We start from the raw sequence: 16,668 nt of genomic DNA, 5'->3' as shown, positions 1-16,668 counted from the left end.
TGCCGTTCGCCGCCTACCCCGTTGGGCATGACGCTACGCTCGAACGCCTCCTGATAAAAGGGTCTCTGGCGGCCCCCGGTGAAGACGACGAGAATGGGTTTCGTGCCCCAACTTCGCGCCGGGACGGACAGCGAGGCGATGAACCCGGCGGCCCGCAAGGTGCAGCGCATCTACCTGACGCTGACACTCGGCAATACCCTTGCGGCCTCGTTCATCTGGGGGATCAACACGCTCTTCCTTCTCGACGCCGGGCTCAGCAACCTCGAGGCCTTTGCCGCGAATGCCTTCTTCACCGCCGGCATGGTGCTGTTCGAGGTACCCACCGGCGTGGTGGCCGACGGCTGGGGGCGCCGCGTTTCCTTCCTGCTTGGCACCGCCACCCTGTCCGTCTCGACGCTCCTCTACTACCTGCTGTGGCAGCTCACGGCGGCGTTCTGGGCGTGGGCGGTCGTGTCCGTGCTGCTCGGCCTGGGCTTCACCTTCTTCTCCGGCGCCGTGGAGGCCTGGCTCGTGGACGCCCTGCACTTCTCCGGTTACGACGGCGCTCTGGAGACGGTGCTCGGGCGCGGGCAGATGGTCTCCGGCACCGCCATGCTCATCGGCTCGGTCGCGGGTGGCGTCATCGCCCAGGCCACCGACCTGGGCGTGCCGTTCCTGCTGCGCGTGGGCGTGCTGCTGGCCATGTTCGTGGTGGCCCTCTGGCTCATGCACGACATCGGCTTCACCCCGGAACGTTCGGCGCGTCCCCTTCAGGCGACGCGTGCCGTCCTGTCTGCCTCGATCGAGAACGGCCTGAAGAACCCGCCCGTGCGCTACGTGATGCTGTCCGCGCCGTTCACTGCCGGCGTCGGAATCTACGTGTTCTACGCCCTGCAGCCGTTCCTGCTTGAGCTGTTCGGCGACCGCGGCGCGTACGCCATTGCGGGCCTGGCAGCGGCCATCGTGGCCGGTGCCGAGGTCCTGGGCGGCTGGCTGGCGCCCCGCTTCAGGCGCCTGGTCCGCAAACGCACCACTGTGCTCATCCTCAGCGGCGCCGTGAGTGCAGTGATCCTGGTGGCGCTCGGGTTCACCCGTGAGTTCTGGGTGGCCTTGATGCTGCTGGCCGTGTGGGCGCTGGTGGCCGAGGTGGGGATGCCGGTGGGGCAGGCCTACCTGAACGACATGATCGACTCCAGGCAGCGGGCCACGGTTCTCAGCTTCGCCTCCCTCATGGGTTCGAGCGGCGGCGTGGTGGTGCAGCCGTTGCTGGGGCGGGCAGCCGATGTTTACGGCTACTCGGCGTCGCTGGCCTTCGGCGGCGTGATCCAATTGGCCGCGGTGCCGTTCCTGTACGCCAGCCGCCGCCGGCGCGCCGCTGCGGATGAAGCACACGGCCGTTGATCAACGCCCGGTGAAGGTTTCGGCCGTTGAGTGTCCTTGCCTTGCGGAGTAGCGTGACAGTACCGTCAACCCGCATTACACCGACCCGGGAGCGAGCATGCCATACCTGAGGAGCCGAGTAGCCGCCGTCACCACGGCCCTGGCGTTAAGCGTGACGGCGGGGACCGTCACCACGCCGGCCTTTGCTGATCAGCGGGAGACCGAAAAGGCCGCCACGGCCACCGGGTACGGCGGTGCCGTCAGCACCGTGGACCCGGAGGCATCCGCGGCGGCCATCGACATCCTCCGCAAGGGAGGCAACGCGGCGGACGCCGCCGTCGCCGCCGCGGCCACCCTCGGCGTGACCGAACCCTACAGCGCCGGAGTGGGCGGCGGCGGATACTTCCTCTTCTACAGCGCACATACCGGCCATGTGAGCACCATCGACGGCCGTGAAACAGCGCCGGCGGCCATGCCGCACGATGCCTTCATCGATCCGAAGACCGGAAAGCCCTACAACTTCACCCCCGAACTCGTCACCAGCGGCGTGTCGGTGGGCGTGCCCGGTACCCCGGCCACGTGGGAGCGCGCGCTTGACCGGTGGGGAACCAAGGACCTCGACGACGTCCTCGAGCCGGCCATCAACGTCGCGGACCGCGGCTTCGTGGTGGACAGCACCTTCCGCCAGCAGACACTCGACAACAAGCTCCGCTTTGCGGCGTTCACCTCCACCAGCAAGCTCTTCCTCCCCGGCGGTGACGCACCTGCCGTCGGCAGTATCTTCAGGAACCCGGACCTCGCGGCAACGTACCGGCTGTTGGCAGACAAGGGAACCCGCGGCTTCTACCACGGCGCCCTCGCCAAGGAGATAGCGTCAACCGTCCAGGCTCCGCCGAAGACCAAGACCACCAAACTGCCCGTCCCGGCCGGACACCTGACCACAGCGGACCTCGCCAGGTACCGCGCCCTGAACCAGTCGCCTACCCACGTCGAATACCGCGGCCTTGACGTCTACGGCATGGCACCGTCAAGCAGCGGCGGCACCACGGTGGGCGAGGCGCTGAACATCCTTGAGCCGTTCGACCTCTCCGGAATGTCCACGCCCAGCGCGCTGCACCATTACCTAGAAGCCAGCGCGCTCGCCTTCGCAGACCGCGGCAAGTACGTGGGCGACCCTGCCTTCGTCGACGTTCCCACGGACGCCCTGACGGACCCGCTGTTCGGCAAGGAACGTTCCTGCGAGATTGACCCGAAGGTGGCAGCCGCTAAGCCCGTGGCGCCCGGTGACGTGGCAAATTACGACGGCGCGTGCCCGGCCGCCGCGGCGGCCCCCGCCAGCGAAAAGGACACCGAGAACATCTCCACCACCAACCTGACTGTCGCGGACAAGTGGGGGAACGTCGTCGAGTACACCCTCACCATCGAGCAGACCGGCGGGTCGGGCATTGTGGTTCCCGGCCGCGGATTCCTGCTGAACAACGAACTGACCGACTTCTCCACCGTGTACGACCCGGCGGACCCGAACCGGATTGAGCCCGGCAAGCGGCCGCGGTCCTCGATGTCCCCGACCATCATCCTCGAAGACGGCGACCTGTTCCTCGCCCTCGGCTCGCCCGGCGGCTCAACGATTATCACTACCGTCCTGCAGACGATCCTGAACAGGGTGGACCTGGGGATGAACATCTCCGATGCCATCGCCGCCCCGCGGGCAGCGCAGCGGAACTCGGCCAAAGTCACGGCCGAGCCCGGATTCATCACCGCGTATGAAAAGCAGCTGAAGCCGTTCGGCCACGAGTTCACCCCGTCCGGTGACGCTTTCACCTCGGCAGCAGAGATCGGCGCGGCCACCGCCATCGAGTTCAAGTCCGGCGGGCGCCTGGTTGCCGCGGCCGAACCGGTCAGGCGCGGTGGCGGCTCCGCCATGGTGGTCAAACCCTCGCGGTGAGACCCGCCGTCGTACTTGGGAAAGCCAGCCGTCCGGCAGGCGATCCGCTAAGGAAGGCCTTGGCCTGGGCCCGGCAGCAACTGCCGGTTCCTGATCTGCGACGGTCCGAACTCCACGGTGAGCGGACGGATTTCCCAGGAGCCGCCTCGTTCCCGCCGAGGGCCTTCCCCTGAGCGGCCCTGCGACTTTGGCTTGCCCACAGCAACGTGGGGGCGCCACCGCGGATACCTGTAGCCCAGGGCGCGGGAGCTAAGGATGAAGTCATCGGGGTTGTCCACCAGCAGGTCATCGAGCAGCTCATGGAGGGCCTGGACGAGGGAGACCTGAAAGTTCCGCACGCCCTGGGGCACTTCCACCTCGAGTCCGGATACGCGGCCGCCGCCCAGCAGGACCAGCCGGTCCGCTGTTCCCGAGAAACCCTCCAGCACGGGCAGCGCGCGCAGCCAGTCGGCGGTTGTGACGGCGGCCGCGGCAGGGTCAGTGGCGCCCTTGGTCCATTCGGCAACGTCGGCGGCGAAGTCCTCCAAAATGCCGATGTGGAGCAGGGTCATGTGCAGGCGCTGGGGCCTGCGCAGCCCGTCCGCGTAGGCGGCGAGCTGTTCGTAGTCCGAGGGTTTGGCGCCGACGCCGAGCACCGGAACCTCGACCGTGATGCGCGGAAGCCTCAGCATCCGGACCTCCCTTGTCCCTGGCCGCCGTCGTCAGTTTTGCCTGTGGATGATGCCATTATGCGCCTCATAGGGTGCTCCAAGTTTTTCCCAACGTCCGGAGCCGATCATGGCCCGGGGTGCAAGCTGGATGGCTACGGAGACTAAACCGAACAACAGTGAGGACATGCCATGGGCGAGCTACGGAAACTCGGCACAATCGGAAGCCTTGGGCTGCTGCTGTCGGGCAGCCTGATTTTCGGTTCATCACAGGCCGCACTGGCGGCCACCGGCCGTCCCGCTGCGGCAGTCCCGGTGAGCAACCTTGGGGGCAAGATATTGACCGCCACAACCTTTGAGGGCAATACCATCGCGCCGTTCGTGGCGACCCGATCCGGCAATGGAACAGTGGCCGTTGCCAGCCCCAGGGCCCATACCGGTACGTGTTCGGTCCGCTTGCGGGCCACCGATACGATCGGGTCCGTGGCGAACATGGGGTACGGCCTGGAGGCCGGCACCCAGAGGGCCAGTGCCGACGCCTGGGTCAACATCGTGTCCGGCGGACTCCGTGGGAACAACGTTCCCTACGTGCGGTTCTTCTCCGGCGGCACGCGCATCGCCGACGTCTTCCGCGACAACGCCACGGGCACTCCCTGGCTGCGGATCACCAATTCCAACGGGACGTTCTCCTACACGAAACTTCTGGTGCGGAACATGACCTTGAACGTCTGGCACCATGTGCAGATGCAGGTCAGGGCCAACGGCGACAAGTCCTCCATCGAGATCTGGCTCGACGGCGCCCGGGTGTTCTCCAACAACCGGGTTGCCCTCGGCGCCACGAGCCTAAGTAAGGTTCAGTTCGGAGCCGAGCACCCGCGCCAGATGGGCGACAGCTACATCGACGACGTCGTGGTCCGGAGGTAGCACCCCCAACTGGGTCGCAGAACAGGGCGTTCCCACGGCTGGGAACGCCCTGAGCTGCGACCCGGTTTTCGTTTTCGATTGGATCAAAAAACTTCTTCGAACCGGCCCGCATGTGCTGCGCGATCCACCCTTAAATGTCACAGCCCTCTGTCATTCTGTGGGTATGGATAACGCGGCAGTCGTGGAGACGTTGAAGGCCATCGGTGCCTCTGCTCTTTCGCTGGCTGCTGAGCTTCGCCGGGCGGCTGATCCCGGACCGGGTGGCGCGGACGCGCAGCCGGGTGGCGCGGATCCATTGCAGGATCAGGCGGATGTGTGTCTGGACGGCCTGACCAAGGTTTCCGGGATGGAGGCCCGGGTTGCGGCCGTGAAGGTGCACCTCGCGGCCGGGTTCGCTGCCGCGGAGTCGGCGATGGCGCCGCCGGAGGCGTCGCCGCAGGAGCGATCTGCCCTGCAGATGTCCGTGACTGCGTCGGTGGCGTGTGCGCTGACCGTGAGCGATGGGTCGGCTGCGCGGTTTCTGGCCGAATCCGCCAAGCTGAGTACTGACTTGCCGTTGACGCTGGACGGGATGGGGTCAGGAACGCTGTCCTGGCAGCACGGGCGCATCATGTGCGATGAAACCGATGGGCTGGATCCCGCAGCCGCCGCGGCGTTGGAAGCCCACTTCCTGGATCCCGACGTCCCCAGCCCGGCGCGAGGCTGCCCCGACGGGGAGCTGACACCGGGCAGGTTCCGGGCCAAGGCCCGCTATTGGCGAGAACGGCACCACCCGGTCAGCATCGAAACCCGCCACACCAAGAGTGCGGCGGACCGGCGGCTGGAGTACGTCCCGGACCGGGACGGCATGGCCTGGCTCTCGGCGTACCTGCCCGCCGACCAGGCGGCCGGGATCTGGGACCGCACCACCGCCGCCGCCCGGGCCCTGCAGGGCCCGGAAGAACCCAGGACCTTGACCCAGCTCCGGGCGGATGTCGCTTCCGCATGGCTGCTGGGCCCGGCCGAAGGGGTTGACGGCACGCCCGCAGGTTCTGCCCCGGCCGGTGAAGTGCCGTCCCCACGGGCTCAGATCCTGGTCACGGTTCCGGTGTTCTCGCTGCTCGGACAGACCGAGGAGCCGGCCACGCTGGACGGGTACGGGCCGATCCCGCCGTCGATGGCCCGCCGGCTCGTCGCCGACGGCGGTGGATCGTTCCTGCGGGTGCTGATCGACCCGCGGAACGGGGCGCCGCTGGAGATCGGACGCACCAGCTACCGATTAACGAAACCGATGCGCCAATGGCTCCGGCTCCGGGACGCGCGATGCACGTTCCCCGCCTGCAACAACCATTCCCTGGACAACGACGCCGACCACATCCTGGCCTGGTCCGCCGGCGGCGGCACCGGCGTCGCCAACCTCGGCCAGCCCTGCCCGAAACACCACCGCCTGAAACACACCACCGGGTGGCGACCGGTCGGCGCGACCCGCGAGAGCCCGCCGGCCTGGATTTCACCCGCGGGACGGTCCTACCCGGCTGAACAACAGGACTGGGAACCACCCATCTGGCCCGAACCACCACCCGGCCAGGACTGGCCGGAACTGCCCGGCTGGCCCGACCCTCCGAAAGGGCCAGAGGATCAAGGTAGCCTCGACGTGTTCGACGGCTACTCACGCCTGACCAGTTACCAGGACTGGCCTGAATCTTCGGAGCCTCCCGACGACATTGACTTTGGTGAGAGCCCGATGGCTTTCGAGGGCGTTGAACCACTACTGCCAGTGGATCCATGGCCGCATTGGGCATCATCCACAGCAGCCTAAAAGACACCCGCCCCGTGGCTGCGGCGCGCATCAGGCATGCCACGCAGTCGTCGAAGCCTGCCCGTGTCAGGTCCCACGCCTGCCACCGGCACAATGGAAGAGTGACTTCCGCACCCCTGCCGCAAGACGTTCCAATCGACGCCGTGGGCCATTCCGCGCCGTTCAACCTTCTGGCCATCGGCTCCGGGCTGGTCTTTGCGGAGTCGCTTGGGGAGCTGGCGGGCGTGCTGCAAAAGCAGGGCGCCGGCGGAGCCGCGGTGGTGCAGGCGCCGCCTGGCACCGGCAAGACAACGTTGGTGCCTCCGCTGGTTGCGAACCTGGCACAGGCTGCCGGAGGCGACGGAAAGCCACGCATCGTGGTGACCCAGCCGCGCCGGGTGGCTGCACGGTCGGCCGCACGGCGGCTTGCGAACCTCGACGGGACGAAGCTGGGGGAGCGGGTGGGCTACACCGTCCGCGGCGAACGGCAGGCCGGTCCCGCCACCCTGATCGAGTTCGTAACCCCCGGCATCCTGCTGCGCCGCCTGCTGGCGGACCCCGGCCTCGAGGGCACTGCCGCCGTCATCCTCGATGAGGTCCATGAACGTGGTCTGGAAACCGATCTGCTGCTCGGCCTGCTCGCCGAGGTGCGCCAGCTGCGCGCCGACCTCATGCTCGTCGCCATGTCCGCCACCCTGGACGCGCCGCGGTTCGCGGCCCTGCTCGGCGCGGACCCCGACGGGCAGCAAAGTCGGGAGGCCCAGGGCGGCGGCCCGGCTCCCGTCGTTGACTGTCCTTCCGCCCTTCACCCGTTGGAAACAGTGTGGGCGCCCGCACCGGTGGCGCGGCTCGACGAACGGGGTGTGACGCGCGGTTTCCTGGACCATGTGGCGGATACCGCCGCGGCTTCATATGGGCAAGCCCTGGCCGCCGACCCCGGCGCCGACGCCCTGGTGTTCCTGCCAGGCGCGTGGGAGGTGTCCCATGTGGCCGGCCGGCTGCGCAGCCGGGTGGGTCCCGGCGTCGAAATCCTGGAGCTGCACGGCCAGGTCAGTCCCACGGCCCAGGACCGAGCAGTGTCCGGCCGCAAGCCCGGCGAACCCGCCCGGATCATCGTGTCCACGGGGCTCGCCGAATCGTCGTTGACGGTGCCCGGCGTCAGGCTGGTGGTCGACGCCGGGCTCTCCCGCGAACCGCGCCGCGACGCCGGCCGCGGCATGACGGGGCTGGTCACCGTCTCCTGCTCCCGGGCCTCTGCGGAACAGCGCGCCGGACGCGCGGCGCGGCAAGGGCCGGGGAAGGTGGTTCGCTGCTATGACCAGAAGACCCTCGGCGCAGCGCCCGCGCACCAAACGCCCGAGATCGCCGTGTCCGACCTGACTGGCGCAGCCCTGATCCTCGCGTGCTGGGGCTCACCCGGCGGCCGCGGGCTTGCCCTTCCTGACGCCCCGCCGCAGGCTGCAATGGCGGACGCCGTCGAGGTGCTGCGCGAGCTGGGCGCGGTCGGGGAGGACGGCCACGCCACGGACTTGGGCAAAGCCCTTGCGCGCATCCCCGCCGATCCCCGCCTCGGGCGCGCCCTCCTAGTCGGTTCGGCGCTGCTGGGCGGAGGGCATGCCGGTAGCACCGGGTCCGGGACTGCCGGGTCCGGAACTGCTGGTTCCGGGACGGCGGGTATCGGGCTGGCGGCGGAGGTGGTTGCCGCCGTCGCCGGGGACCAGCGCGCCACGGGAGCCGATCTGCCCCGGCTGGTGTCCGCCCTCCGCTCCGGCAAGGATCCCGCATCCAGGCGGTGGGCCGATGAGGCACGGAGGCTGGACACCCTGGCGCGCCAGGCGGGGTCCGGCGTCGGGCTTCCCTCGGTCGATGTGCCAGTGCTCGACGTGCCGGCGGGAACGGCCGAGCAGATGGGTCTGGTCGTAGCCCTGGCGTTTCCGGACCGGGTGGCCCGCCGCGTCCCCGGGGACGGGCCGGAGCGCTATCTGCTGACCTCCGGCACGCGGGCCGGCCTTCCCGCCGGCAGCCCGCTTGCCGGACACGAGTGGCTGGCCGTGGCCGAGGTTGCGCGGGCGGACGGGCGGGACGCCGCCGGGACCGGCGCTGTGATCCGCTCTGCCGCGCCGCTGACGGCGGACACGGCCGAGGCCGCCGCGGCGCACCTGCTGCTCGACTCGGTGGAGGCAACGTTCAGCCAGGGCCGTGTGACGGCCCGCAGGGAGCGGCGCCTCGGTGCCATATCCCTCTCCTCCACGCCGGTGCGTGCCTCGGCAGGTGACGGCCGCGCCGCCGTCGCCCGGGCTTTGGCGGACCACGGGCTGGGAGCCATCGGATGGTCGACGGCGGCAGAAGCGCTGCGCCGCCGACTCGCCCTGCTGCACCGGGAACTTGGCGATCCCTGGCCGGACATGTCCGAACAGGCGCTGCTGGCCCGGCTCGACGACTGGCTTGGTCCGGAGCTGGAGGCGCTGGCCGGCGGGGCCGCAACCTCCGGCATTGATCTGACGGAGCCGCTGCGGCGGCTGCTGCCATGGCCTGACGCCGCACGGCTGGGCGAGCTCGCCCCGGAGTTTTTGGAGGTGCCCAGCGGTTCCCGCGTCAGGATTGACTATCCGGCGCCCGGGGACGACGGCGGCAGGCCGGTGGTTGCCGTCAAGCTCCAGGAATGCTTTGGCTGGGACCGGACGCCGCTGCTCGCCGGCGGACGGGTGGCGGTGCAGTTCCACCTGCTGTCGCCGGCCCGGCGGCCGCTGGCCGTCACCGACGACCTCGCCTCCTTCTGGTCCGGCCCGTACGCGCAGGTCCGCGCCGAGATGCGGGGCCGCTATCCCAAGCACCCCTGGCCCGAGGACCCTTGGACCGCGACGGCTACCGCACGGACCAACACGCGGAAATGACTACCGCGCTGCACCAAATGGTGCCGAGTTGACTACCGGGCGGACGGCACGCCGGTCAGCCGGGCGTACAGGGCAAGGTGGGCATCCACCATACGTTCGGTGCTGAAACGGTCTTCAGCCTGTGCCCGGACTGCCCCGCGGTCCAGGTCCGCCGCGCGTTGTAGAAGGCCCGCCAGGTCTTCCGGCGAGGAAGCCAGGTAGCCGCTCACGCCGTCGTCAACGATTTCCGGGGCTGAGCCCATCGGGGTGGCAACGACGGGTGTGCCGGTGGCCATCGCCTCGATCATCACCAGCCCGAACGGCTCCATCCACTGGATGGGATTGAGCAGGGCTATGGCTTGTCCGAGCAGTTCATACTTCTCTGCGCCGCCCACCTCGCCCAGGAACTCCACGTCCGGACCCTGCAGCGGCTTCACGACATCGTGGTAGTACTGCACTTCGGCGGGTTCCCGCATCTTTGCGGCAATCCGCAGCGGAATTCCGGCCAGTTGGGCCACGTTGATGGCCTCCAGTACGCCTTTGTCGGGGCACATCCGGCCAAGGAAACACGCATAACCGCCCTGTCCGTGGCCTATCGGAACGGCGGCCACCTCCATGCCATGGGGGATGATGGCCGCAACGCGGTCCGCCAGCACGCTGCTGACCTGGCTTTTGGAGATGGCGATCAGGGTTGTGTCTCGGGCGGCTGCGCCATACACGGCGGCGAACGAAGGGGACAGATCGCTGTGAATCGTTGTCACGACGGGCAGTCCCTCCGGACGGCCCCGGTAGAGCGGGCCGGCCAGCGTGTGGTCATGGACCAGTTCCACCATGCCGTCCATGCCGGCATACGCGTTGATGACGTGGCTGAGCTCCGAGGAGGTGAAGCCAACGAAGTCGGGTTCGGAGGAACGCATCCCGGGGAGCCGTTCCACCGGGCAGGTGCTGTCCGAGGCGGCGGCGAGCAGCACCTCGTGGCCCGCCCTGGTGAAGCCCCTGGCCAAGGCGTCGACCACCAGTTCGATGCCTCCGTAACCGGCCGGGGGAACCGGGTACCAAGGCCCCGCAATTAAACCGATACGCATCAGCAGCTCCCTTGTCGTCCGGATGTACTGAGACCGATTAATTACTGAGACCATTCACTTGTGGGTGGAACCAACAGTTACGGTGCCATCAGCCGCTCCAGCGGCGGCCGGGGCTGGTTGAGCACGATCATGCCCTGCGGCAGGCCCTCAATGGAACCCTCGCTACCGGTGGCGCTCAGGGTGATCCGGGAATGATCCATCTGCACGTTATCGGCGCGGAAGCTGCCGAACCCGGCGGGCAGCACCGGGGCCAGGCAGACCTCCTCGCGGGGAAGCAGGGGATCGAAGCGGAGAAGGGTCCGCATCAGGTGCACCGGCGCCGCCGAGGCCCAGGCCTGCGGCGAGCAGGATGTGGGGAAGGGCACGGGATCGGGGAAATCGTCCCGGGAGAATCCGCAGAAGAGTTCCGGCAGCCGCCCGTCGAACAGCTCGGCTGCGTCGAACAGGCCCGTGGCAATCCGTGTGGCCTCCTCGACGAACCCGTACCGCATGAGTCCGCCGGCGATCAACGCAGTGTCGTGGGGCCACACCGAACCGTTGTGGTAGCTGACGGGGTTGTAGGCGCCCATGTCAGAGGCAAGCGTCCGGACTCCCCATCCCGTGAACATCTCCGGCGACATGAGCCGCTCTGCCACCAGCGGCGCCTTGTCCGCGTCGACGATGCCCACCCAGAGGCAGTGTCCCATGTTGGAGGTACAGGCATCCACCGGGCGCTTGTCCTTGTCCAGGGCCACGGCGAAGTATCCCCGCTCCGGGAGCCAGAACTTCTCGTTGAACTCGGCCTTGATATCGGCAGCGCGGCGGTTCCACTTGGTCGCGGTCTCCTCGTCGCCCAGCTGCTGGGCGAGCAGCGCGCGTCCCAAGTAGGCGCTGTAGACGTAGCCCTGCACCTCACACAGTGCGATCGGAGCCTCCGCCATCCGGCCGTCGGCGAAGTTGATGCCGTCCCAGGAGTCCTTCCAGCCCTGGTTCAACAGTCCGTGTTCGTTGGCTCGCTGGTACTCCACGAAGCCGTCGCCGTCGCGGTCGCCATAATGCTCCACCCAGTCCAGGGCCCGGTCCGCGTGCGGCAAAAGCGACTCCAGCAGGTCGCCCGCCAGCCCCCAGCGCCCCAGTTCGGCCAGCAGCGACACGAACAGGGGCGTCGCATCCGCGGTTCCGTAGTACGCCTGGCTGCCGCCGAGTGCGAGTCCGGCGGTGACGCCCAGCCGCACCTCGTGCAGGATCCTCCCGGGCTCTTCCTCGGTGTCCGGATCAACCTTCTGGCCCTGCAGGGAGGCGAGTGTCTGCAGGGTCCCGGCCGCCAGCTTCGGATCCACCGGCAGCGCCATGTAGGAGGACAGGATGGAGTCCCTGCCGAACAGGGCCATGAACCATGGGGCGCCGGCGGCCACGGCTGCCCGCTCCGGGTGGTCGGGATCGAAAATCCGGAGGGCACCCAGATCCTCCTGGCTGCGGGTGAGGACCTTCTCCACGTTCTTGTCCGTCACGGTCAGCCGGGGAACATGTTCTTCCCATGCGGCATAGCGCTGGGCGCCCACGTGCGGAGCCGACTCGTGGGTGAACGGCTGTTCCGGTCCCGTGCCGTCAACCAGGGGCGTGGTGAGCACGGTGGCCGTCCACAAGCCGCGAGGTGCCAGTTCGGCGTCGAACGTCAGGGCATCCTCGGAGATCGCGGCGCCCTCAGCGCTGATGACCACGCCGCGGTGGACGCCGTTGCGCATGGCGTCAATCTGCAGCGCGTCCACCCGGACCCTTCGGCTGTGCTCCGAGGACGGCACCACCTTCCCGCCTTTGACGTCGAACAGGTCGCTCAGGTCCGCGTCCACCCTGATCTGTATCCGGCAGGTCAGCGGCTGTTCCGAATAGTTGTGGACCTTGATGTCGTCACGCAGGCCGGGCCCCACCTGCCGGCTGTGCTCCACCACCAGCGGGCTCTCCACCGCTCCGTTGGCCCCGCGGGGCCTGCCGACGAAGACCGCCCGGTAGGGCTCACGGGTCTGGCCGGACAGCGGCTCGAGAGGAACGCCGTCGACCGTTAACTGCCAGCGGGACAGGATCCGGGTGTCCTGGTAAAAGGCGCCCTGCGGCTGGCCGGGAAGCACGTCCCCGCTGTCGGCCGAGATGCAGAAGGACGAGCCTTCCACCACCGTCACTGCTGTCAGTCCGGATGATCCAGCACCGATATTTTCATTCCACGCACTCATCGACCGCTCCCTGGCGACTAGTCGGATGGCATGGGCCGGCCCGTGCGGCCACGTTATCCATCGTCCCCCTACCGGGATGACGCCGCAACGGGTTATTGCCTACCGGCCGTGACGGCTCCGGAGAGCCGCGGCGCCGCGCCGTCGGACTGGCGTGGAGCGGCCGGACCCCTTGCTGAACAGCAGCTTTGGGTGTCGAATCTTCTTACTAAGGCCGCGTGGCGGCTCACGACTAGCACGCCGGGAGATGGTCATGTCGGTAAAGGGCACAAACGGCCGGGGCAAGGGTCCAGGCCGCGGCAGTTCCGATCTCCGGCGGGCGGACGCGTCGGCCGGAGCGCCGGTGGACAAGCCGGAGGGCATCCGCAACGTCGCGCTGGTGGGACACTCCGGGGCCGGCAAGACCATGCTGCTCGAGGCCCTGCTCGCCGCCGCCGGGACCATCCCGCGGAAGGGCTCGATCGTTGACGGCAACACGGTCAGTGATGCGGAACCGTCCGAGATCCACCAGCAGCGCTCCGTGGTGCTTTCCGTGGCGCCGCTGATTTACGACGGCGTCAAGGTGAACCTGATGGACACCCCGGGCTACGGGGACTTCACCGGCGAGCTGCGTGCCGGGCTGCGCGCTGCGGACGCGGCACTGTTCGTGGTGTCGGCCGTGGACGACGTCGATGCTGCCACCACCGCCCTGTGGGCGGAGTGCGCCCAGCTGGATACCCCCCGGGCCGTAGTGATCAGCCGGCTTGATCACCCGCGGGCAAATTTCGACGCCGCCCTGGCCGCCTGCCGACGCGCCTTTGGCCAGTCGGTGGTGCCGGCGTACCTCCCGGTCCGCACGGACGGCAGTGTCACGGGACTGCTGGGGCTGCTGTCCGGGCAGGTCTCTGAGTACGACGGCGAATCCCCGGAGCCCACGATCCGTGAGGCGAGTCCCGATGAGCGCGCCGCCGCGGAGTCCGAGCGCGGCACGCTGATCGAGGGCATCATCTCCGAGAGTGAAGATGAGTCGCTGATGGACCGCTACCTTGAAGGCGAGGACATCGACACCGACGTCCTGGTGGGCGACCTCGAAACGGCTGTGGCACGCGGATCGTTCTTCCCCGTCGTGCCGACGTCGGCTGAGACGGGACTGGGGGTCACGGAGCTGCTGGACATGCTGGCCCGGGCGTTTCCGACACCCCTTGAGCGCGCCGTGCCGGAGGTGACTGGCCTTGCCGGCGAACCGGCCGGGCCGCTCTCCTGCGATCCCGACGGACCGCTGGCCGGTGAGGTGGTGCGCACCACCATGGATCCGTTCCTGGGACGGGTCTGCCTGGTGCGCGTCTTTTCCGGCACGCTGCGGGAGGATTCAGCCGTGCACGTCAGCGGCCGCGGCCTGGCGGAGCGCGGCCACGAGGACCACGACAGTGACGAGCGCCTCACCCACCTGTACTCCCCAATGGGGGCAAGCCTGCGGCCCGTCCCGTACGCCGTGGCCGGAGACATCTGCGCCATCACCAAGCTGGGCAGCGCTGAAACGGGCGATACCGTGTCGGCCAAGGATGCCCCGCTGCTGATCACGGCCTGGGACATGCCCGAACCGCTCATGCCGGTCGCTGTCGAGGCCGCGACCCGCAGCGACGAGGACGCTCTCGCCAAGAGCCTGGGCAAGGTGGCCGCCGGTGACCCGACCCTCCGGGTGGAACGCAACTCGGAAACCCACCAGCTCATTCTGTGGTGCATGGGTGAAGCGCACGGCGAGGTAATCCTGGACCGGCTGCGGGACCAGGGCGTGAAGCTGCAGACCGTGCCGGTGGTGACGCCGCTGCGCGAGACCTTCGCCGCCCCCGCCGCCGGGCACGGACGCTACGTGAAGCAGTCCGGCGGCCACGGCCAGTACGCCATCTGCGACATCGAGGTGGAGGCGCTCGAGCGCGGGGCGGGCTTCGAGTTCGTGGACAAGACCGTCGGCGGCGTGGTGCCGAACCAGTTCATCGGCTCGGTGGAGAAGGGCGTGCGGGCGCAGATGCAGAAGGGCGTTTCCGCAGGGTTCCCGGTGGTTGACATCCGGGTGACCCTGGTGGGCGGCAAGGCCCACAGCGTTGACTCCTCAGACGCCGCGTTCCAGTCTGCCGGCGCGCTGGCCCTGCGCGAGGCTGCAGCCGCCGGCCGCATTCAGTTGCTGGAGCCCGTCTCCGCCGTCACCATCAGCATCCCGGACGAGTACGTTGGGGCGGTCATGAGCGACCTCTCCTCACGCCGTGGCCGGCTCACGGGCACGACGTCGTCCGGCGGGGATGCCACGGAGGTCACCGCCGAGGTCCCGGACGGAGAGCTCCTCCGGTATGCGGTCCAGCTGCGGGCACTGACCGCCGGCACGGGCCGGTTCCGCCGCAGCTACCTGCGGCACGAACCGGTCCCTGGAAACGTTGCGCCGGCGGCGGCGCACGCCTGAGGTCCCTAGCCTGAGGGGTTGTTGGCACGCAGGAACGCGGCGACCGGCGCCGCCAGCGAGGCACCGATGTCCTCGGCGCTGCGCTTGTTTCCGGCGACCGCGAACGAGTGGTCGCCCCCCTCGCACCACTGCAGCGTGGCGGTCGGTCCGATCCGTGAAACCACGCCTTCGAGCAGCTCCCGGGTGGCGAAGGTGTCGCGTGTTCCCTGCAGGAACAGCATTGGGGTTTCCAGCCCGTAGAGGTGCTCGTCGCGGAGCTTCTCCGGCTTGCCCGGCGGGTGCAGCGGGTAGCCGAGGTAGATAAGGCCGGCGGCCGCCATGCCTTCCGCCACCGCCATGGAGGCCATCCGGCCGCCGAACGACTTCCCGGCCGCCCACACCGGCTCGGCTACGCCGCCGGACTCCGCCCGGGCCGCCGCTTCGGCCATCGCCGCCCGCCAGGCGGCAATCGCCGCCGGCGGCCGGTCGGGGAACTTCCGGCCCGCCTCACGGTAGGGGAAGTTGAAGCGCAAGGTGGCGACGCCGTCGTCGTTCAGTGCGCCGGTGAACCCGCGCATGAACGGATGCTCCATGCCCGCGCCGGCGCCGTGGGCCAGCACGAGCGTTGCGAACGGACTGGCGGGCCGCGCGTAGGCGCCGGAGACGTGGCCGTCGCCGACGGCAATGGTGATGGGCGAGTCAGCGGTGGGCATGACTCCATCATGCCTGATCGGGACTCCCTGATCCGGACGCCGGAACGGATGCCTGGTTCATGATGCCGGTGTCGTGATGCACAACCCGGGCACAGACTGGCGAAAGTCTCCAGCCAGCTCCGGGCCGGACAGTTGATGCAGAAGCCGGCTACGCCGGACACAGATCATGACCCGCCCGGAGGAACCACCATGATCGTGTACCGACCCATCGCACCCCTTACCGTCGGCAGTGGCAGGCTCAGTGCAGCCGTTGTTGCCATGGTCGTCGCGGCCTTTTGCGGAACGACGGCCTTCAGCCTGGATGAAGCTGGCGGCAGTTCACAGCCCCAGCAGGCGGCGCGATGACGGTCCTGGCTGCAGCCGCTGACGCCGCGGGCCTGGCCGGTATCGCCGGCTGGGTGGTGACCCTGATGGAGGCGCTGGGTGCTCCCGGCGGCGGGCTGGTGGTGGCGCTGGAGAACCTGTTCCATGGCTGGGCAGGGAGCGCACACGGACGTTGATCGGCAAGATCCCTTTCGTGGCCCTTGAGGACGTGGACAGGGTGGAGGCCTGGTCTGGAACTCGGTGCTTGTTCTGGCGGGTTACTTCCTCGGTGAGAACTGGCCGCTGGTCGAGGAGTACGCAGGCATGCTGCAGGTCCTCGTGAAAGCCGGGTGCGGTGTCCTGGCGATGGTCTTCGTCGCCGGAAAGATCAGGAAAGCGCGCAGCAAGGTGAACACCTAGCCGGC

12 protein-coding genes are annotated in these 16,668 nt (G+C 68.7%); 8 read left to right on the top strand and 4 right to left on the bottom strand.

Annotated elements, in window-relative coordinates:
• Positions 1-138: 138 nt before the first annotated feature.
• Positions 139-1,380 (top strand): MFS transporter, encoded by a 1,242-nt coding sequence (locus AC57BR_RS07910; protein ID WP_496359618.1) that lies wholly within the window; start codon positions 139-141, stop codon positions 1,378-1,380.
• Between the two features lie 97 nt (positions 1,381-1,477).
• Complete coding sequence (ggt, locus tag AC57BR_RS07905) at positions 1,478-3,304, top strand: gamma-glutamyltransferase (protein ID WP_496359227.1); 1,827 nt, start codon at positions 1,478-1,480, stop codon at positions 3,302-3,304.
• A 47-nt stretch (positions 3,305-3,351) separates the two neighbouring features.
• On the opposite strand, the gene AC57BR_RS07900 is transcribed toward ggt, so the two are convergent.
• Positions 3,352-3,975, bottom strand: a complete 624-nt coding sequence (locus AC57BR_RS07900; protein ID WP_496359225.1) for a hypothetical protein — start codon at positions 3,973-3,975, stop codon at positions 3,352-3,354.
• A 168-nt stretch (positions 3,976-4,143) separates the two neighbouring features.
• On the opposite strand from AC57BR_RS07900, the gene AC57BR_RS07895 reads away from it, so the two are divergent.
• The 3 genes from AC57BR_RS07895 to hrpB all read left to right on the top strand — a co-directional run bounded on the left by AC57BR_RS07895 (position 4,144) and on the right by hrpB (position 9,546).
• Positions 4,144-4,875 (top strand): hypothetical protein, encoded by a 732-nt coding sequence (locus AC57BR_RS07895; RefSeq protein WP_496359223.1) that lies wholly within the window; start codon positions 4,144-4,146, stop codon positions 4,873-4,875.
• A gap of 163 nt (positions 4,876-5,038) precedes the next feature.
• On the top strand, positions 5,039-6,673 hold the full coding sequence (locus AC57BR_RS07890) for an HNH endonuclease signature motif containing protein (RefSeq protein ID WP_496359221.1): 1,635 nt from the start codon (positions 5,039-5,041) through the stop codon (positions 6,671-6,673).
• A 101-nt stretch (positions 6,674-6,774) separates the two neighbouring features.
• Positions 6,775-9,546 carry an ATP-dependent helicase HrpB gene (gene hrpB, locus AC57BR_RS07885; protein ID WP_496359219.1) on the top strand — a complete coding sequence of 924 codons (2,772 nt, stop codon included), beginning with the start codon at positions 6,775-6,777 and terminating at the stop codon, positions 9,544-9,546.
• A gap of 32 nt (positions 9,547-9,578) precedes the next feature.
• Here hrpB and AC57BR_RS07880 read toward each other — a convergent pair whose 3' ends face one another.
• Both AC57BR_RS07880 and AC57BR_RS07875 read right to left on the bottom strand, forming a co-directional pair.
• Positions 9,579-10,610 (bottom strand): glycosyltransferase family 4 protein, encoded by a 1,032-nt coding sequence (locus tag AC57BR_RS07880; RefSeq protein WP_496359216.1) that lies wholly within the window; start codon positions 10,608-10,610, stop codon positions 9,579-9,581.
• Between the two features lie 77 nt (positions 10,611-10,687).
• Positions 10,688-12,817: an amylo-alpha-1,6-glucosidase gene (locus AC57BR_RS07875; RefSeq protein ID WP_496359214.1), complete on the bottom strand. Its 2,130-nt coding sequence runs from the start codon at positions 12,815-12,817 to the stop codon at positions 10,688-10,690.
• A 250-nt stretch (positions 12,818-13,067) separates the two neighbouring features.
• Here AC57BR_RS07875 and AC57BR_RS07870 point away from each other — a divergent pair, with 250 nt between their 5' ends.
• Positions 13,068-15,248 (top strand): elongation factor G-like protein EF-G2, encoded by a 2,181-nt coding sequence (locus AC57BR_RS07870; protein WP_496359212.1) that lies wholly within the window; start codon positions 13,068-13,070, stop codon positions 15,246-15,248.
• A gap of 5 nt (positions 15,249-15,253) precedes the next feature.
• Here the strand turns inward: AC57BR_RS07870 and AC57BR_RS07865 are convergent, their stop codons facing one another.
• Positions 15,254-15,940, bottom strand: coding sequence for an alpha/beta hydrolase family protein (locus AC57BR_RS07865; protein WP_496359210.1), 687 nt, complete (start codon positions 15,938-15,940; stop codon positions 15,254-15,256).
• Positions 15,941-16,281: 341 nt separating this feature from the next.
• Here AC57BR_RS07865 and AC57BR_RS07860 point away from each other — a divergent pair, with 341 nt between their 5' ends.
• Together AC57BR_RS07860 and AC57BR_RS07855 are read left to right on the top strand one after the other, a co-directional pair.
• Positions 16,282-16,440 (top strand): hypothetical protein, encoded by a 159-nt coding sequence (locus AC57BR_RS07860; protein WP_496359208.1) that lies wholly within the window; start codon positions 16,282-16,284, stop codon positions 16,438-16,440.
• 64 nt (positions 16,441-16,504) lie between these two features.
• A complete protein-coding gene (locus AC57BR_RS07855; RefSeq protein ID WP_496359206.1) occupies positions 16,505-16,663 on the top strand; it encodes a hypothetical protein in 159 nt (52 codons plus the stop codon).
• The last annotated feature ends 5 nt before the right edge of the window (positions 16,664-16,668 follow it).

This window comes from Arthrobacter sp. BGA-UO-ETr-C19 (assembly GCF_059568005.1).
The sequence above is the reverse complement of the archived record's forward strand: the minus strand, read 5'-3'. Positions and strand labels throughout refer to the sequence as shown.